General features: G+C 32.6%; 20 protein-coding genes and 1 pseudogene. 17 read left to right on the forward strand and 4 right to left on the reverse strand.

From position 1 onward, the window contains the following. Positions 1–142 precede the first annotated feature (142 nt). The 5 genes from AC0L8O_RS25965 (at position 143) to AC0L8O_RS25985 (ending at position 3937) form a co-directional block, all read left to right on the forward strand. Positions 143–352 carry a hypothetical protein gene (locus tag AC0L8O_RS25965; protein WP_473449428.1) on the forward strand — a complete coding sequence of 70 codons (210 nt, stop codon included), beginning with the start codon at positions 143–145 and terminating at the stop codon, positions 350–352. Between the two features lie 583 nt (positions 353–935). Next, positions 936–1157, forward strand: coding sequence for a DUF2187 family protein (locus AC0L8O_RS25970; protein WP_473449430.1), 222 nt, complete (start codon positions 936–938; stop codon positions 1155–1157). Positions 1158–1540: 383 nt separating this feature from the next. After that, complete coding sequence (locus AC0L8O_RS25975; RefSeq protein ID WP_473449431.1) at positions 1541–2536, forward strand: DNA adenine methylase; 996 nt, start codon at positions 1541–1543, stop codon at positions 2534–2536. Positions 2537–2564: 28 nt separating this feature from the next. Continuing rightward, a complete protein-coding gene (locus AC0L8O_RS25980; protein WP_473449433.1) occupies positions 2565–3371 on the forward strand; it encodes a DUF2726 domain-containing protein in 807 nt (268 codons plus the stop codon). 161 nt (positions 3372–3532) lie between these two features. Continuing rightward, positions 3533–3937, forward strand: coding sequence for a hypothetical protein (locus tag AC0L8O_RS25985; protein WP_473449436.1), 405 nt, complete (start codon positions 3533–3535; stop codon positions 3935–3937). Positions 3938–4257: 320 nt separating this feature from the next. Here the strand turns inward: AC0L8O_RS25985 and AC0L8O_RS25990 are convergent, their stop codons facing one another. Further along, positions 4258–5310, reverse strand: a complete 1053-nt coding sequence (locus AC0L8O_RS25990; RefSeq protein ID WP_473449439.1) for a hypothetical protein — start codon at positions 5308–5310, stop codon at positions 4258–4260. A 188-nt stretch (positions 5311–5498) separates the two neighbouring features. Between AC0L8O_RS25990 and AC0L8O_RS25995 the strand changes: the two genes are divergently transcribed. From AC0L8O_RS25995 to AC0L8O_RS26040, 10 genes are all read left to right on the forward strand, one after another. Beyond that, positions 5499–6485 carry a patatin-like phospholipase family protein gene (locus tag AC0L8O_RS25995; RefSeq protein ID WP_473449442.1) on the forward strand — a complete coding sequence of 329 codons (987 nt, stop codon included), beginning with the start codon at positions 5499–5501 and terminating at the stop codon, positions 6483–6485. Continuing rightward, positions 6454–8106: a hypothetical protein gene (locus tag AC0L8O_RS26000; RefSeq protein ID WP_473449444.1), complete on the forward strand. Its 1653-nt coding sequence runs from the start codon at positions 6454–6456 to the stop codon at positions 8104–8106. The genes AC0L8O_RS25995 and AC0L8O_RS26000 overlap by 32 nt, the downstream gene beginning before the upstream one ends. Before the next feature lie 113 nt (positions 8107–8219). Continuing rightward, positions 8220–9167, forward strand: a complete 948-nt coding sequence (locus AC0L8O_RS26005; RefSeq protein WP_473449447.1) for a hypothetical protein — start codon at positions 8220–8222, stop codon at positions 9165–9167. Between the two features lie 627 nt (positions 9168–9794). Continuing rightward, positions 9795–10541, forward strand: a complete 747-nt coding sequence (locus AC0L8O_RS26010) for a hypothetical protein (RefSeq protein ID WP_473449450.1) — start codon at positions 9795–9797, stop codon at positions 10539–10541. Positions 10542–10795: 254 nt separating this feature from the next. After that, entirely contained in the window at positions 10796–12310 is a 1515-nt protein-coding gene (locus AC0L8O_RS26015) for a competence protein CoiA (RefSeq protein ID WP_473449452.1), read from the forward strand. A 154-nt stretch (positions 12311–12464) separates the two neighbouring features. Further along, positions 12465–12794, forward strand: coding sequence for a hypothetical protein (locus AC0L8O_RS26020; RefSeq protein ID WP_473449455.1), 330 nt, complete (start codon positions 12465–12467; stop codon positions 12792–12794). A gap of 179 nt (positions 12795–12973) precedes the next feature. After that, a complete protein-coding gene (locus tag AC0L8O_RS26025; protein ID WP_473449458.1) occupies positions 12974–13588 on the forward strand; it encodes a matrixin family metalloprotease in 615 nt (204 codons plus the stop codon). Between the two features lie 23 nt (positions 13589–13611). Then, complete coding sequence (locus AC0L8O_RS26030) at positions 13612–14256, forward strand: hypothetical protein (protein WP_473449460.1); 645 nt, start codon at positions 13612–13614, stop codon at positions 14254–14256. A gap of 174 nt (positions 14257–14430) precedes the next feature. Beyond that, entirely contained in the window at positions 14431–14688 is a 258-nt protein-coding gene (locus tag AC0L8O_RS26035) for a hypothetical protein (protein WP_473449463.1), read from the forward strand. Positions 14689–14698: 10 nt separating this feature from the next. Then, positions 14699–15004 carry a hypothetical protein gene (locus tag AC0L8O_RS26040; RefSeq protein ID WP_473449466.1) on the forward strand — a complete coding sequence of 102 codons (306 nt, stop codon included), beginning with the start codon at positions 14699–14701 and terminating at the stop codon, positions 15002–15004. Positions 15005–15717: 713 nt separating this feature from the next. Here the strand turns inward: AC0L8O_RS26040 and AC0L8O_RS26045 are convergent. From AC0L8O_RS26045 to hxlA, 3 genes and pseudogenes are all read right to left on the reverse strand, one after another. Further along, on the reverse strand, positions 15718–16704 hold the full coding sequence (locus AC0L8O_RS26045; RefSeq protein ID WP_072526549.1) for a Gfo/Idh/MocA family protein: 987 nt from the start codon (positions 16702–16704) through the stop codon (positions 15718–15720). 358 nt (positions 16705–17062) lie between these two features. Next, positions 17063–17619: pseudogene (gene hxlB / locus AC0L8O_RS26050) on the reverse strand (6-phospho-3-hexuloisomerase). A gap of 8 nt (positions 17620–17627) precedes the next feature. Next, the gene (hxlA, locus tag AC0L8O_RS26055) at positions 17628–18260 is read right to left on the reverse strand and encodes a 3-hexulose-6-phosphate synthase (protein ID WP_031538336.1); all 633 of its coding nucleotides are present in this window, start codon (positions 18258–18260) and stop codon (positions 17628–17630) included. A gap of 203 nt (positions 18261–18463) precedes the next feature. Between hxlA and AC0L8O_RS26060 the strand changes: the two genes are divergently transcribed. Together AC0L8O_RS26060 and AC0L8O_RS26065 are read left to right on the forward strand one after the other, a co-directional pair. Continuing rightward, the gene (locus AC0L8O_RS26060) at positions 18464–18829 is read left to right on the forward strand and encodes a winged helix-turn-helix transcriptional regulator (protein ID WP_031538335.1); all 366 of its coding nucleotides are present in this window, start codon (positions 18464–18466) and stop codon (positions 18827–18829) included. A 474-nt stretch (positions 18830–19303) separates the two neighbouring features. After that, complete coding sequence (locus tag AC0L8O_RS26065) at positions 19304–19468, forward strand: hypothetical protein (RefSeq protein ID WP_155986760.1); 165 nt, start codon at positions 19304–19306, stop codon at positions 19466–19468. The last annotated feature ends 19 nt before the right edge of the window (positions 19469–19487 follow it).

Raw genomic sequence — 19487 nt, forward strand, 5'->3', positions numbered from 1 at the left:
ATTGTTGAACTAACGATTTTTGTTATTCACTCTTCAGCAATCTAAGCGCTTAAATTGAAGATCCTTGCCTAAAGAAAAATGATAATATATACAATTGAAATATAATTTAAGTAGTGTTCTAATCCAAATTGGAGTTGAAAGTATGAAAAAGTATTACTTCCTGCTTTTCTCATCTGCATTTTTTATCACAAGTGGGTGCGCATATAATGGTGAATATGTACGTTGGGGAGATACTGTGCCCGTTGTAGACACAGACAGACTAGAAAAGAATAATATTCCTTATAAGATTAAAGACAATAAAGTATATATTCCAGAAGATGCCTTTGATAAAGCGATTTTATGTTGTTCATAAACTATTGAAAAACCAAATGAAACCAGAGGTAAAGTTTAGGACTTCCACAGTAATATGATCTTCAGTAAACTAAGCGCGAGTGTTTAAGATCTAATTACAATTCTATATTGAAAACAACTGGATATATTAGGATTAGTTTACAAAAGAGAGGGACGAAACTCCCTATAATTCTAAAATCTTAAACTTCGTGAAAAACAATATATGAAATACTGAATTTACTGTAGTTTTAATCTTTATATTATCCTTCTTATGGTATATAATTTGTGTATTGAAAACTACATCAATGATTTTTTAGATATCTGGAAGCACCAGAATGCATACATTATGCGTTTTGGTGCTTTTTTATTTGTCATTTTTTACATGTTATAGGGGAGTTGCTGTTATAACGAAGGAAATCTACCAAACTTGTTTTAAATCTAAATCAAAATTACACTACAGTAAGTTTTACTCTTAAGGAAGATGAATGATTTATTGAAGAATGAAGGTTAAATTTAAAACATGAACGTTTTTTGCACTTTATTAAATAACTTTGTACATTTTACTTATAGATATTACTCATATAGATAGAAGGGAGTGCCGATCTTTGAAAAAGAAGAAAAATCCTTATAACCAAAAAGCACGAGAGGGGCAACCAGTAATTTTCACTAGAAAAGGATCTTCCATTATTGGTAAGGTACGGATAGTGAGAGAAAATAGTGTATTAGTAGAAATTTCAAAGGATGCTGCTGAATTTTTAAATATAGAAACAAATTTAACTGTTGTTTCTCACCAAAACTACAAAATTTATAAACTACAAATTGGTTAATAAATGAATATTATTTGTAGAGGAGTTGTGAAATTAAATTGGAAGTAAAACAAAGAACCTATAAACATTGGTCTTACAAAGAGGAAACAAGGCTAGTGGAATTGAAAAAAAGGGTCTTAAATATCATGAGATTGCTAAAAAAATGAATCGTTCACCCTTATCAGTGGAAAAACATTATAGAAAGATTAGAGACTTACGAAATATCTCCTAAAAAGGGAAGTTAAAAAGGCTATCATATTTCTTCAAATGAGGAACTCGTGATAGCATTTTTAATATAAAATTCCCCGAATTTTTAATAACTTCAATTAGATTTCTTCATTTTTCACTTATTAATAAACTTAGTTACACTTAATGAAAATATAATGAAGCAAGGAGCAATAGATATGGACCATACAACCATGCTGGAGTGTCAACATTGTGGTTTAAAGGACTTTTCTAATAGTGAGGATTTTCAGATTGATTCATTTAATCATGGTTTTTGGTGTGAAATATGTGATAGTTTTACTTACTTAGATGAAACAACTTTAAAACATAGGTTTACGTTAATTCTAGAAGAAAAGAAATTTGGAAAAGCGGAAGCAAAGATACAAATACATAATAAGCTTTCAAAGAGATTGTCCCCATACAGATATCCGGGTGGAAAAACTAGAATTGTAGATTATCTTTATACTCACCTTCAACAAGAGAAAACGAAGAAATTAGTTTCTCCTTTCACTGGGGGTGCTAGTTTTGAGTTGGCTTTACTTGAAGCGGGAGCTATTGAGCAACTTCATCTAAATGATTTAGATACTGGTGTTTACTCGCTATGGTGGTTAGTTAAAAACTTTCCCTTTGAGTTAATTAACCGAATCCGGACGATCCAGCCTTCGCATACGGATTATTTTCAGGCTCAAGCTATCATTAAATCAGATTATAAGGGTGTTAACCTTGTTGAAGCAGCTTGGGCATCCCTGATAGTGAATAGGTTAGCTTATAGTGGGGTGGTAAAAGCAAATCCATTAGGTGGCCGTAATGGAAGTAGAGATAGTTTACTTTCTAGATGGAATCCAAATGAACTAATCAAACGTATTGAGAAGATACATTCTATGGGTGATCGGATAGAGGTTACTCAAGAAAATGCACTTGAATTAATAGAAGAAAAATATTGGGATAATGAGGTTGCCCTGTTCGTCGATCCGCCTTACGTAGAGAAGGGGAAAGATTTATATCACTGCTATTACACCGAAAAAGATCATAGAGAACTAGCATTTCTTTTAGACACGTTACATTCAGGTTGTCCAGGTGCGGATATAATTGTTACCTATGATTATAACAAGTGGCTTGATAATCTATATGATTATCCGAAAAAAGAGATTATTAGCAGGACATACTCAGCTTAAACCAAGTGAGAAAAGGTGAAGAGATATCATGGAGTTTAGAGGACTAATTTTACTCTTAGTAAAAGATCAATTTGATTGTTTACACCTATATAAGAAAAAATCAAAAGCGGTAGCAAGTATTGAACAATACAAAGATTATATTAATAAGTTAGAAGACCAGTTAGGAAATGCCTTGGTAAAATCATATATTGTTAATCTTGATGATGATATACATAGATACCTATGGTGTTCGAATGTTTGGAGACCTGAATTATCTGACAAGATATCTCCCAATCATCAGAAGTATATAAATTTTCTAACTGAAAACCGCAAAGATATAAAGTTTATAGGGCCATATAAAGGAATGAGCAAAAATGGTCTGCACTTATGTAATAGAGGGCATGAATGGAGAACGCAGCCAATTAAAATAAAAAAAGGAGAGGTATGTCTTAAATGCCAAAAAAGATTAAAAAGAGTCTCAAATGGTGAAGAGCTGGTTTCGGCCATTCTTGAAAAAAATAAGATTGAATTTATTCGTGAAGTCAATATGGAACGCTTAGGGTATGAATATAAGTTAAGGTTAGATTTTGTCGTATGTCAAAATAAGATTCCTTTGTTTGCTATTGAATATAACGGCATTCAACATTACAAATATCTAAGGTCAAAGTATTTTGGTGGGTATCAAGGGGCAAGAGAATTAAGAAAACGTGATAAAGGAAAAAGAGAGTTTTGTTGGAAGATAGGGTTGCCAGTAATCGATATACCCTATTCTGAATCAGAAGAACAAGTTGAAAAAACGGTCTTATTTTTTTTAGAGTTGTTTGAGATTAATGTGACAAAGGATTTTGATAAATAAGTCAAAAGGAAGGTATTAATAAACCTTATATTACGAAATCAGCGAAGCTACATATTAAAAATATAATACATTCTAGTTTTTTCATCTACTGTCGGTTTTTTGTTTAAAGTCCTCCTTTGATTTAGAGTTAAGGTAGTTACTTATTACAAGGAGGAAAAAGGATGAAAAATCACATTTGTATGTCAAAGGGTTGCGATTTTAACATAATGTTAAATGAGGTTGATGATGGAGAAAAAAGGGTTATTCTTTGTCAAAATCATACTCTCTTATTCGCATACGATCAACAACGTGTAGAGTATAAAGAGGGGTATCCGCTACCAAGTGAAGAGAAAGAACAAGTGGACATTTGTGGGTGTTGTGATCAGAAATCTATTTCGGTCATGGAAGATTTAGACTTAGATAAGCGAAGATGGAACATATGCTTAGATCATTTCAATAAATTATTAACACGTAACTTAAATCCAACAGATTTCCATTTGTTATTAGAAAAGTACGGTGATGTATACTTATTGCATGATGATTTTTATGATCTTGAAACAGGGAAAGCATTACAACCTTTAAGGTAATTATATTTTCAAAAAAATACAATATTAAATATAAGGGTAGAAAAAAATGTATAAGGCTTTCCAATATGAACAAAAACAAGAAGGCTTCGGTTTATATGCAGATAATTTGGTTTCTGGTAGTATAGCGTTATTTGGGATATTTCTGATATAAAGATGCTAACAATTTTTTTTATGAAACAATGAAAGAACATGCTAAATAGAATTTATATATAGAGAAAGTTGATTATGTCTTTCGTGTAGACACTTTAGAAATTAACTATATACAGAAACCTAATGATGTGAGGATGTCATTAGGTCATTTTTATATACTATTTTATATACTATTTTATTTTCTTGAATTTCACTACTTTGGATTCTTCAACCCAACCAATGAAGCATGTCTCTTCATTTTCAATTTCGACTCTTAGCCAATTGTTTCTTCTCTCAATTATAGTTAAAACAGTATTTGAACTTATTTTATGAGCTGTATGAAGTGGTGATGTCTTTGTTCTTCCTTTACGAATATGTGAGTCAGTTCTAAGAAAAGCAATGTCTCCATAAGGGTTTACTTTTACATATTTAGTAACAACTTTCCGTACATCTCTTGTGATCATAGATTCTTTGACTTCATGAACAATTTCCGCTTTAACTTCTGCATCAAAATTACCAGTAGCGGTTGTTATAAGCAAAGCAAAGACAATCTCGATAATAACTTTTGCTGCATCTAAAAGGTAGTCTTCATAAACCTTACAAATAAAAGTAAAAGCCCCAAATATTAAGGATGGAGTCATTGCTTTTCTAACTAATGCAACTAATTCATCCTCATTCATGTCTTTTAATGATTTCTTAGGTGTAGCAACAGTAATACTGGAAGGTAAATCATTACTAGCATAAACAGAGTTTGTAGAAAGAGTCGGAGTATCGCCCATAAATTCATCAATACCGGTGTAATCAATAGATCTAAGGTTTGGCATTTCTTCATTTAAATAATCAGCAACAGATTTAAATAAATCATCTAATTTATTTCTTTCTATAACTGTCATACTTGCCATTCTTATAGCATTATCTCCGATAAGATTAGATATAGGAGTTAACGCTTGATTAATTTGTGATTGATATTTATGTACATCAGCCGCTATAGATGGGAGAAGGCTAGCTATCGGTTTTACTGTTTCTTGCACTTTGATAACTTCATTAAGTAGTGTTGATGATAATAGAGATTGGGTAAGAGGTTGAATCATTTCATTCCATTCTCTTTGTTGATTTTGAAGTTGTGTAATTACAGAATCATGTAATTTAAAAGTTTTTATTTGATTCATAGGTTCGAACATTCTTTTCATATCTTCTTGCTGTTTACGTAATTTATTAAACATGGAATCATCTTCAAAAATCACTGGTTTCATCCTTTCTTATATAAAGAAAAATATTCTTATAGTAAAGTATACGCTAGATTAATAGGTTTGTTTCATGAAAATCATTAAATATAAGTATTGGTTTATTTCATTATGTGATATAAATTCAATAATGCTAGAGGGAGGTTTTCCTCTATAATAGTATTAGATTGCTAAAAGGATGATAGAAAATGAAAAGAATTGGACTTGTTTTTACGGGCGGTGGAGGAAAAGGCGCTTACCAAATAGGGGTTTGGAAAGCATTAAAAGAATTTGGAGTAGATAAAAGCATCAGTGCAATATCAGGTACATCTGTAGGTGCGTTAAATGCTGCTCTTTTCGTACAAGGGGATTATAAAAAAGCAGAAGAGCTTTGGTTGAACATTTCACATGATCAAATTTTAACAATAAATCATGATTTGATATTAAATCGAATTACAAATAGCCTTGGTTTTAGGCTGGAAAATATAATTAAACCCTACATAAATAAACTCGTAGGACATGGGTGGTTTACTAGAGATGGACTACGATCATTAATTAAGAAGAACATAGATTTAAGTGGTGTTTCTAACTCGGATATACCATTCTTCGCTACGTGTTTTAAAGCGCAGGATTTAAGTGCAAAGTACTTTGAAATTAATCATTTAGAACCGGAGACAATAATAAAAGTTCTTTTAGCTAGCTCTGCACTTCCTTTTATTTTTGATTCTGAAGTGATTGATGGAGTCGGGTATTTTGATGGGGGTATACCACTACCTAAAGCTGATAATATACCTATAAAGCCACTTTATGATATCGGCTGTGATCTCATAATTGTTGTACATTTAAAAAGAACTGATATTATCAATCACCATCAATTCAATAAAGCTAAAATAATAGAGATTTTCCCCTCTGAGTATCAAGGAGGTTTATTTAAAGGAACTTTAGACTTTTCAAGCACAGGTTCAAACCTAAGAATAAATCAGGGGTATAATGATACACTTGAAATTTTAAGGCCAATTTATGAAATGGGTGTAACCCAAGAGAAAATAACTAGGACACTTAGCTTTTTAAGGGATTCAGAACAACAATATAAATCTACTCGTGAAGACCTTTTAAAGCAGAGGAATATGATTAAAGAAGAAATTATAATCCAGGAGATGAGTTATGGAAACAAAACTAAATTTATACCAAAGTGATAATTTAGTTCCTCACAAATATACAAATATTGAAAAACAAATTGAAAAAACCATAGATTTATATAAAGGAAATAAAGCGGCAATTAGTAAACTTACATTAGACTCAGTTACTGTACTGGTAGCCAGTGAATCAAGGGCTAAAGAAATAGAGAAACAAGGTGTATTTAGACGTTTTTGGAATACCATTACAGGTAAAAATAAAAAAATCAGAGCTCAAATAAATAATGATATGGTATCAGTTCAGCATGCATCCCAGCATACTTTAAATAAATTGAGTGAACAAAATCTACTAACATTTGACCTAATTACTACTGTTAACAATAAGTTAAATACATTGGCAGTAGAGACGGACTTATTAGTGAATGACCTTTTCTTATACTTTAAACAAACTAGGTCAGATGTACTCAAACTAGAAAATAGGGTCGCAAACCTTGAGAGAAATGTTGACCTATTACATTGGACAAGGATAATAGAGTATCAATTAGAGAATGGAGTGGAATATTCAGAACTCCCTTTGTTTGAAAAGATCATATGTGTTACCAATGATTTTTTCCATCATTCCAAAGGCGAATGGAACACAAAAGATTTAATGCTTTTAAAAGCAACACTAGCAGATCTTGGAATTGATGTGAAATCGGATATCAGATCATCTGAATTCTTCCTATATTTAATAGAGAAGATGGAGTTAATTCATCGGTTATTCAAGGGAGTATCTCTGGAGGGTTTAAATAACTTTGAATCCTTTGAACTCCCTGTATTAAAAGGAATAGAAAAGATGGAGAAAATCAGTAACGAAGAACAATATTTGTATGAAACAATCGCTACCCATTTAACTAGTTCCAATGTTTCTTTTGAAAAGATTGATGTACAAATATCACTTATACGTAATTATTTGATACAAACAGCATTTATGGATATAGATCTAAAAGTAAATATTTTTGATTTTGTCTGTGAACTGCTATTATCGGTTCAAATGATAAATTCCTCAATAGTACTTGAAAACAATCAAACCTATATTGAAGAAAATAGCTCAAGATCAAAAGTAGAAGAAAATAATAAAGATGAGCATCGGTATAATGTTAAACTCGTTCGTTTTGGGGGAGAACCAAGTATTAGTCAAAAAGACTTTATGCCACCTAAATTTTTAAAAAGAGTTAATGAATTAACTGGTAAAACTTATACCCGATCTAAAGATGTGTTAGAAGATATCTTATTTGATAGGGTCCCACTACTAGCAAGTGATGTGAGTTTAGAAGCGGCCAAAGAGATAGAGGGAAAATTCATTCATCCTAATATAAAAATAGTATACTACCGTTTAAATGAGAGGATAGAGATCTTCAGAAATATATTAGAAGGAGATACACCTAGTTCCGTTCTTACAAGGCAGCTTTGGTTTAACCATCTACCAACTATCCCTTTTATCGAAAAGGGTAGTGAAATAAATATAGGGGATGAGTTTCTCATGTATACAAGCGTACTTCCGGGATTTAAAATGAGTTATATGTCATCTGGAAAAGTCTTGCCTTCATCTGTAAATGGAAGAGTTGAAACGGTGTTGATTAGTAATGGGCAATTAGTAAGATATGGTGAGCCTATTTTAGTAGTTAGAGTGAATGATTGAAACGAGGTAAAATTAAAATGAATTTCTATGATATTAGGGTGCCTATAACACAAGAGTTTGTCGGAGAGTATGATTTCCACAATACTAATTGATTGAAACGAGGTAAAATTAAAATGAATTTCTATGATATTAGGGTGCCTATAACACAAGAGTTTGTCGGAGAGTATGATTTCCACAATACTAATATGATTGTATTCTATGAATTTCATGATCAAATCACATATCAAGGTGTTCAATGTGACTTGCGTTATACAAAGACAAATAAAGAAATAATACTAAAAAATATAGAAGCTGATAGTGAAATTACAGCATTTTCTATAGGGAATAGTCTTTTAAATCAACTAGCTAAACTAATTAGCATTTACATTCAAAGAAGACATAGCGAAACCGATAACAGTCTACAGGGACATGTTAGAATTAAATGGTACCGTAAAGATATGTTAATTACATTAAGAGGTGGAGAGTCCCCAATCGATAGCTTTTTTATAAAAGGGGATCATGTTTCAGGTGAATTATTTTCTAAAATAGATCTGGAAGATATGACGAGAAGACTTGAAAAGGTGGTTGCTTCAAGTGAAGCTAGTTTTATGGTAACAGCTCTATATGGTTCATTACAATCGTTAGATCATAAAGCGAAATATTACCACGCCTTTACCATCATTGAGTTTATAGAAGCAGCTTTTAAGAATGATGTAGGAACAAGGATATATGAAAAGAAAGATAGAAAAGGGATGTCTAAACTTGTAAAGGATTACTTGATTAAGAACGGATATTCAAGTGATTTAGCGGATAAGGCATCTAATATATTGAGTAATACTTTTGCTACTGCTACACAAGAAAATAGAGCAGAAAAGTTGGTTGAAATATTAAATAATAAGCTAGGTATTACAAGTATTAAATATGCTGGAGGATTGCATAAGATTGACAAATTTTTTGCTCAAGATTTAATTGATAAACGAAACAATTTATTCCACGCTGGTGGAACAACTAACATTAAACAACAAATGGATAAGCTCATTTTGATGTGTGAAAAGGTAGTTTGGTATTATTTAAATAATTAAATTGATTTTTAATTCTAAATTGGAAGCATCAATTGATGAAGGGAAACCTCTATCAGTTGGTGCTTTTTATTTATATAAATGAATATATAAACTCTTATATAAAAAAGGGGACCGAAGGTAACTATACCGCTTTTATATTTTAACAGGAGACCTCGATAGAATATATATTGCTGTATTCGTCGTCTCTTTGTCTGTACCTCTCCTGCTCGAGCGCAATGTTCCATTATTTTCCTTTCGATTGATCGTCCGTCTGTTCGAAACCCTTACAGACCCTCTTTTTGATATGCTGCAGTTGGACATTTATCTTCGCCTTTGCACATGCTACACTTGCGCGCGCGTCAAACACCCGCCCTAGCTTTCGATAGAATGAAATCGATAGATTTTATTTTTCCGATTAGATGGAATGGGATCGATCCATTTAATATTAAATGAAATCGAGAGATTAAATGATTCAAAGAATGAAATGGAATCGAACCATGGAATGAAAAACAAGGTTGTTCAAGGAAAAAAACAGCAGAAAGCAGGACGAAGAGCCAGGGATAGCGAATATATATTCTATCGAGGTGTAGGATAACTTGCGTTATCTTGTAAGATATGCCTCCCCTACTTGCAAAAGGAGTGAATAAAGTGTTAAAACAAGCAAATCAGAAGGACGTGACGGTTGAAACGTTTGGTATGAGCCAGCGTGAATTTTTAACCCTGTTCTTATTAAATGAACTAAAACATGGCCCGAATTATCCTCGTGCCTTGCATATAAAATTGAAGGAAAACTACTCAGGGAAAATTCATAGTTACGATTATCTGTGTAAAATAGCAAAGGAGCTGGCACAAACCGAAGTGCTATCTTTTGTAAAAGAGGGAGGCAAGAATGTTTTTTCCATAACAGAAAAAGGACAAGAACTATATAATTGGTATATAGATAATTTCAAAGAGCGGTTACTTGAAGTAAAAATGGTAATCGATCGATTTGTTTATGATCTGACTGGATCAGGTGAAAATCCACCAGTAGAACATGAATTACCTGAAGGACATAGAAAGTACTTCTCGAAACTCGTTTCTGTTATGGATCTTGTTCGATATGTGACACTTAAAGCGGCTTCTAATCGTACTACCATATACATGGGTGAAATTGGAGAGTTGTTAAAAATGAAATATGGTTGGGTAGCAAGTAACAGTTATCTGTACGATCTGTCTTCTGAAATGGAGAGAAACAATCTCTTGATTGGAGCTTGGGAGGATTCTGAGAAACGTACTAAACGTATTTTACGCTTAACAGATGAAGGAGTAACTCATTATCGACAGATTGCAGATGCTGCAGCTGAACGTGTGGTTGATGTAAAGAAATATCTTAATCAAGTATTGAGCTTGTTATAAGGTGTTCGAACGAAAGGTAGGTGATTCTAATGACTGCATTGTTAGTCGCAATTCTTACATTTATTACCGCGGTTCCAGTCACATTTCTTCTACTCAAATTTATGTTTAGTATAGTTGGTATCAAAAATGACAGTGAAAGACAAAAAAATTTGATGTTCTTCTTAGTATTCGTGTTGTTTTATTAATTGCTCTTGTGCTTTTTAAAATTAATCTATAAAGCTAAAATAGGTTTTGAAGTGAAAGGAGGTACTCAATTGTATATTGCTATGCTTGGTAATAAAGTCATTAATATTTTGAGTGATACATACTCGACTAAACGTGAATATTTAAAAACTGTTGAAACCGACGAATTAAAATTCAGATGTCCAAACTGCAAAGACCAGGTAATGTTGCGGTGGGCCCCTACACCTAAAAAGAGACCACACTTCAGACATAAAAACATTATAGACTGTCCATACGAACATGATGGGGAGTCAGAGCAGCACTATGAAGGAAAATTAAAACTATATCATTATTTTAAAGATTTGTTGGATCATAAAGCTAAAATTATTGATATCGAGAAATATATACCTCAGACGAAACAAATAGCAGATATCTATATTCAATTTCATAATGGAACTCAATGGGTCATTGAATATCAACGTTCTAATATACCAAGTGAGGATATTAAACGGAGAAAAGACCTTTACAAACAAGCCAATATTCACGATATATGGATAGCTGGGGAGAATTTAGTTAGCGGAAAGAGACTTGCATTATGTAGCATTTTAAATGCCGGCCAATCGCTTATTTTTCAAGATACTTTTTCGAAATCACATTCTCTTATTACCTATAATCCAAGTACGAATGTAGTTAATATTTTGAGAGGATTAGAAAGTCAAAATAATCGGAGCTATACATACAACTTTGATTATGAGTTTAATTTAGAGGAAATTTGTTTTAATCTATGGGGAGATCCTTTTTGTTTTGAGGATTATTTACAAAAACCGAAAATAAATTCCATAAATGAAGGTACAAGAGCGCTTCCCCCATTTACAATGCAAAAAGATTATTTGTACAAGGCACCATCGAAACAACCTTATTATTATGTTGATATGTATGATAAGAATAGTAATGAAGAATTCAAGCTGTTTTTCCCAATAGATCATCCACTGGATAAATATATTCCGGTAGAAATGAAAGATATTCAACTAACTGCAGAAGTTTTTTCCGATCTGGCAGCAAATGAAGAGCAGGTATATAACGTTATAGAAATCATTCCTAAGAGGTGGATTGATTCTTTAAATAACAGAAAATCAAATAAAGTGGAGGTTCCTTTTTGGGATGATAGTGTTCGGAATGGGTTGCTGCTATCTAGTTTGGAACACCTTTACCATTCTAAATTTCAGACAAAAGATGAACTAAATGAAATGATTAAAAAGGCAGAAAAAGGTGAACAACTCCCTTTATCTACTAGAAATTATCATTTAAGAAAGCACAAACTTATTAAAGAAGACTTTCACAAACTAGAATTTGCTAAAGTTGTACCTATTGAAAAAGCTCTCTCTATTTTTCTTGGTATCCTCAAGGTCAAAGTGAATCATATAAGCATTCTATCTTCTTCAGTAGAGCATAAAATTTTGTTGCCAGTTGAGATAGATCAACCTTTTACAAATAAGTTACTATCGAAAATAGTCAAACGTGTGAATACTAAAATTCCTTTTAGTCCTATTTACCATCATTCTTATGGAGAAATTAGCTCAATCTGGGATATGGAGTTCGATGATTGAGAAATAACTAAATAAAATTAGCTTAACTTTTTAATAAACAGTCTAAAACTAAAGAGGAAATCTTATGAACAAAACGAAATAATATATAAATAGAAAATAGAATTGTAAAAGAGATTCGAGATTCACAACAAAGTCCTTTGAGAGAGGTAAAAAAATGAAAATTAGTAACTTAAGTTTTATTTTTGTTATTTTATTTTTAACTCTTCTAATAGGTTGTACTAACGACAAATTTGTTGAGGAAAAGAAAGTAGCTTGGAACTACTTAGTTAATCAAGAAATGAGTGATAATGCAAACGAAGACTTGGATAAAGCTTCAGTATCTGAAGTCGAGGTAAGTGATGACTATAAGTTGATTGATGAAACTTATATAGGAAAAACAGTTGTAGCAGTAACATTCGAAGACAAAGAAAATGTTGTTATAGGTACTCCTACAGTATTAGTTAGCTCAGACAATAAAGTAATTGGCTTTATTCCAAGTGAATAAGAGTATTGTTATAAAGACTTATTTTTAAGTCTTTTTTTATTGGGTTAATATATAAAATCTTCAAAAAAATAGAAAGTTTTACAAAGATATAGTAATATTTCAAAAAAATTACAGACATATTTACCAAAATATAATATATTTTTAGAGAACATATAAATTTAAAATTAGGGAGTGGAGAAATGATTAAGAGAACTAAGTTATTTATTGCAGTTGTTATCTTTACAGTTATCACAAGTACATTTTTTGTCTCAGATGCTAGTGCTTATAATTACTGGACAAACAAAGCGAAATTCTCAAGCGGAAGTGTATATGGAAAACAATATTATGTATATAAGGACTCATTTACTTATAATGGAAAAACAAGAAATTATGGAAATGTGATTGATCAAGCAGTCTCAAATTGGAACAACTATGTTAATAGTGGAAATACTAAAGACGATGTATATTTCTATCAAACTACTAATGTAAAAGATGCAGAAGCAGAATTTTATGTCAATAATTACGGGGATACCGGATGGAATGGTGTTGCTGAATTCTTTAATAGTAATGGACAGATGTCAAAAACAGGAGTAGGACCTTCTTCAAATTATACTTACGGACGTGCAAAATTAAATGCATACTACCTTCATAATGATATTGATAATGATATCAGAGCAACAGCTGCACATGAATTTGGTCATATTTTAGGTTTAGCACACTCAGGTTCACTAAATGCTTTGATGTATAAAAATAGGGATCGAACAGTTTATTCTCCAGCAACTGATGATAGAAGTGGAATACTTAATCTTTATTAATTCAACTAAAGGAGACTTTTTATATGAGAAAAGTAATTTCATTATTAGGGGTAACACTATTAGGACTAACAATCGGATGTTCGAACAACGAATCTGAACAAGCGAATTCAAATATTAAAGAAGAAGTAGAAGTTCAAAAAAATATAAAGACTGTAGAATTCTCTGCAGAACTAGATAAAAACTATAAAACACTTAAAGAGTTGAAAAAAGATGCTGAAATTATGGCTCAAGTAGAAGTTATAAGCACTGAGACAATAGTTTATGAGAACCTTCCTTTTACCTTTTCTGAAGTTAAGGTATTGAAAAGTAAAAAGGGAAAAGTAAAAAAGAATGAAACACTGAAGATTATTGAGACAGGAGGAGTTTACTCACCTAAGGGTAAAGATGGTGAAGAAGAGTTGCAACAAGTAGATTATAAATTAAATGGTGTTTCTGTTCTAAAAGAGGGAGATAAGCAGTACTTATTGTTAAAGAAATTTGAGGGGCCTCAAGTAGATAAAACCGATACAGTCTATATACCAGTAGGTGCATACCAAGGTAAATTTAAAATAAATGGTAATAAAGTATATCAACAAGCAAAAATGGAAACTGATGAAAGCACTTTCGAAGAGTTTGTGGATACTTCATTAGATACATTTGAAAGTAATTTGGATGATTCTAATTTATAAACTTATAGAAAAACTCCTACCCAAAGATTCCGGGATAGGAGTTTTTGTGGTTTAGAGAAGAGAAATATAGTAGGACATAGTTTATTCAATAACAACAGAGGACATACCAATTAAAATTTGCATAAGTTGCCAAATATTTTTACTATAAGAGTAATAAACCTACAGGGGGAAATAATGATGAATTCTAACAAACCAGACTTCCAAGATCTTGATCAATTAGATACAGCAGTTCTACTCCAAAAAATGGTCGTATTAAATGGTATTCTGCATTATGGTACGGAAGAAGAAAAAGAAAAAGCAGTTGAAGAGTTGAAGAAAATTGAACCAGTGATCCAAAAAGCTGTTAACGTAGCTGCTTTCACTCAAGCAAAGTATGAATTAAATATTTCAGATGAAGAGTTAGCTTTTGCTACACCCTTTCGTTTGTTCTGATTAGGAGGAAATGATGATATTTCCTCTTTCTTTATCTAAAAAGGTTGAAATACACGTAGCTCAAGATACCAAACATATTCACCTATTGGATATTACTGATAAGCAGATAAACAAAAAACAAATGACACAACTCATAAAGAAATTATGTAACGTTGGTGAGGTAAATGCAATTAATTGGAACTTTATATTCTATGGTCAAGCAAAAGCATATGGTGTAAGTACGAATATGGCAACACCCTTAGACAATACTGATACACGTTTATATCATCCATTTAAGTCAAGAATGTACCTTTCCGGTCCATTCAGATATATATAAATCTATACATAGTTAAGAAACTTTTCTATTTTTACGTTTGTTATTCAAGTCTTTAAAATCGGATTTCACTTCTTTTGCAATTTCCATTAAAACGATAATTGTTTTGTAGAGCAGGTATATTTGAGGGGAATAAAACAAGATGAGTCCCAAGATATCAATCATATATTCACAACAACTTTACTTTAATATTCATACAAATGCACCTCAAAATGATATTATTTCAATAAGTAATAAAAAATCCCTCTGATATTAATTTTATTTTGTGACAGAGTTTCAAAAGGTTAGCATATAGCGTGTTATAGGGGTACGACCGAGGTACTTGTAAAAAAGGGTCATAGCATGGATTTTTTTTACATTTACAACCCTTTTTACTCTGTAGGGTAGGGTGGGGTCAGAAAAGTGCGGTTGTTGGTAGGATCCTAATAGGGGTAGTGTCATTGTCGCTACTCCTATTAAGGAATACTTAAACTAAATCACAAATTAAAGAAGAAACACATCTTAAAAAATGAGCATTGAACCTTTGCATAATAAGCAAAAGTCCTTTAAAATTTGTTAGCCGGGTAGAAAATGCTATAATGCTCTTATAAAAAAGAATGGATGCAAAATAGTTTAGGTAAGTTCTAAAACGATTTCTTTTATTCTTCGACAAACAGGCCAGATTCGTAATTTCTCAAGAGAATAATACAAGTCGCTGTAGGGTTTTTTGTGTTTTTTCACTTATGATCACTTTGATATACAAGACCTATTTCATCTCTCACTTTATCCAACACTTGTATCGTGGTGTATGAATTTTTATATGAGTTAGTATCAGACTCTGTTTTTCCTCGGTTGATTAATTCAATAAATTCTTTCACTTCGTAATACATAGCTGGATGAGATTGGTCGACTGTTAATTGTTCAACCGTGCCGTCAGTGTAGTGAATTTCTACTTTTTCAGCCGTATGAATCTTATCAATCATGATACTTCCTTTTTCGCCTTGAATTTCGCTTGGTAAATAAGAGTTCGTTATTTTGGAATACATCACAATCGCATCTTTATCATCATATTTTAAGATGACGCTACCTTCACCATCCACACCCGAATCAAGCATAATGCCAGTTGCCTTCACTTCTTTTGGTTCACCAAATAATGTAATAAGTGGATACAAACAATAGACACCAAGGTCCATTAATGAACCGTTCGCAAACTCTGGATTGAAGGCATTAAGGACAATTCCTTCTTTGTATTTATCATAACGAGATGAATACTGACAATAGCTTGCAAAGTATCTACGGATAGGACCAATTTTATGTAAATTATCTTGAATGACCTTGAAGTTTGGAAGTAATGTTGATTTCATTGCTTCCATTAATAGGGCGTTATGATCTTTTGCGGCTTGAATCATCCTCGCTACTTCGGTTGCATTAACAGCCAGTGGCTTTTCACATAACACATGTTTGCCATTTTGCAAAAATAAAATAGCTTGTTCTGCGTGATATGAATTGGGAGTAGCAATGTACACCGCGTCAATTTCTTGACTAACTGCCATTTCTTTTAGGTTTGTAAATATTTTTGTTACTCCATATTTACTTGCAAATTCTTCTGCTCTACTAATCGTGCGAGAATAAACAGCAGTTAGTTTAAAATCTTCTACATCATTTGCTGCTTCAAGTAATCTTTCTGTAATCCAATTAGTACCGATTACGCCGAATCGAACCATTTATTCAACCTCATTCCTTTGTTTTATAAAACGAAGAGTTTTGTTTACTACACTTATGAAGCGTTTTTCATCGCCAATAGGATTTTATTTTCCCATAAAAAAACTTATATAGACATGGGGCCTACCAGTGAAATATTGGTGATAACCCAAATAGGGCTCATACTGTGAGTGATGGCTAAATTCTTGGCTGTGCCCCACCCAATAATGATCTCTGATCCGGCCATAGAAGGGACTGAATCAGGGGCTATTTTTTCTTTCCTGTATGGACTGTGTTATTTGTAATATGCAGTAAAGACCGCAATTCATAAAAGAAATAAATGCGGTCTTTACGATGTTTCCATATTTTTTAAAGTGTACTCTATTCGAGATTGGCATGTTTGCCGTACATTTTAGTAGAGTCTAAGCCTTTTTTTCCATAAAACGCAAGATCAATGCATCATAAAATAATAACATCGTTTGCTCAAAAAGTGACCCCATTGGTTGTATGGTCTTATATTCACTTTCAGATTGATCTTTCGGTGATCCAGGCAATTTAATGATAATATCAGCTAATTTTCCAATCGTGGAGTCAGGGGAAATCGTTACAGCTGCGACCGTCCCACCTAAACTTTTTGCTTTTTCAGCGATTGAAACCAAGGTTTTCGTTTCACCTGAACCTGAACCGATGATCAACAAATCACCTTTTTCTAAATTTGCTGTTACAGTTTCACCGACTACATAAGCATCGATCCCCATGTGCATCATTCTCATCACGAAAGATTTGCCCATAAATCCAGATCTGCCCGCACCTGCAACAAAGATTTTTTTGGATTCCAGAATCTTATTAACCAACTTCTCTGCTTCTTCGTCAGAGATTAAGTCGACTGTCCGACTTAATTCTTGAACGACTTCAGCTAAATATTGAGTAGTTTTCATAGTTATAATTAACCTTGTTTAATTAATTCTTGCATTTTAGCTGCAACTGCTTTTTTATCGTCTTTGCTTGTGATACCGCCACCTACGATGACAAGATCTGGTTGTACTTTAATCACATCTGGAAGTGTTTCTAATTTGATTCCGCCTGCAATAGCAGTTTTCGCATTTTTTACAACGCTCTTAATGGTTGCAAGGTCTTCGAAAGAATTTTTTCCTACAGCTTGAAGGTCATAACCTGTGTGAACGCAGATATAATCTACTCCTAGTTCATCCAGTTCTTTCGCACGACCTTCAATGTCTTTAACTGCGATCATATCAGCAAGGATTTGTTTACCTTGTTTTTTTGCTTCTTCTACAGCACCTTTAATGGACTCGTCTTCAGCTGTACCAAGAATGGTGATGATGTCAGCGCCTGCTGCAGATGCTTGGCTAACTTCATATCCAGCTGCATCCATGATTTTAAGGTCAGCTAATACAGTTAAGTTAGGGAAGGCAGCTTTCACTTCCTTTACTGCTTTAAGGCCTTCATTAATCACAACCGGCGTGCCGATTTCTACAACATCTATATGATTTTCTACTTCTTTCACCAATTCAATGGCTCCTGGAATATCTACAAGATCTAATGCTAATTGTAATTTCATTTATTACTCGCTCCTTATATAATAGTATATTGTGCCGTATAGCTTTCTTTTGCACAGTGTTATTGTATCCAATTGATAGCTATTTACTAACGGTATGATACTCAGTATACTGGGTATGTTACTAAATTAAAAGTATGCACTTTTTTATCATATAGTAACAAAAAGTATACTATGGGACATAATAAGGGTTGGAGGTGAAATGAATGCCGAATCTTGGGGAAAAAGTGTTTAATTGTGAAAAAGAATTGACTCTTTCGATTATTGGTGGAAAATGGAAAATGTTGGTATTGTGGCATCTAGGAAAAGAAGGAACCAAACGTTTTGGTGAACTAAAGGCCCTCATGCCGGGTATCACTCAAAGAATGCTTGTTAATCAATTGCGCGAACTTGAAGACCATTTGATTGTTCATCGTGAAGTCTATCCTGTCGTTCCACCAAAAGTTGAATACTCACTCACTGAGTATGGAAGAAGTCTGATGCCTATTCTGGATGCTATGTATGACTGGGGTAAAGATTATATTGAGAATGTATTGGAAAAAGAAACAGAAAACAAATCGTCTATTCAGTAGAAAAAAGAGTTTCTCCTAGGGGTTCGAAAAAGTGTAAAAAAGTTCATATACTAACAAACCACGGTTAGCTATCTTAATAAAGATGCTGTCCGTGTTTTTTTATATCTCTACGTATTTAAAAGGTTGAAAAAACACAACATTTAAACACAACATTTAATAAAAGAATCAGTTACTAAAAAGCCAAGGGCAGCGAATCTTGTATAATCGCTGTCCTTGGCTTTTCACTCTTGGTATTGGATTCAAGTTTATAGTATTATTTTTAACACTATGTTATACCAATGTATCTATATGTTAATAAAGTGCGTACTTTCAAAAGTATAACATACGTAATATACTGATTTTGCTCAAGTAATAGCGAGCTTAAAGAATACTACCAAACCTTAAGGGAATACTGCTACAAGCATGGTGAGATGAAGTGAAACTTCATTTAATAATTTATACATGTTGTTGCTTTTTACGAAAGGAGAGATCCGCATGGAAAGGTTCAAAACTAAGCAGCGAAAAGTTTGTGAAAGATGTCTAATCATCACCATAAATAATGAAACCTGTCCAAAATGTGGACATTCTCAATTAAGAGATATCATTATTACCGGACAAGCTGGGAGAAATAAACGAAACTTACATCCAAAAGTAGGATAACGCAATAGCGAAAATCCTT

Source organism: Metabacillus sp. KJ11-3, from assembly GCF_055808295.1.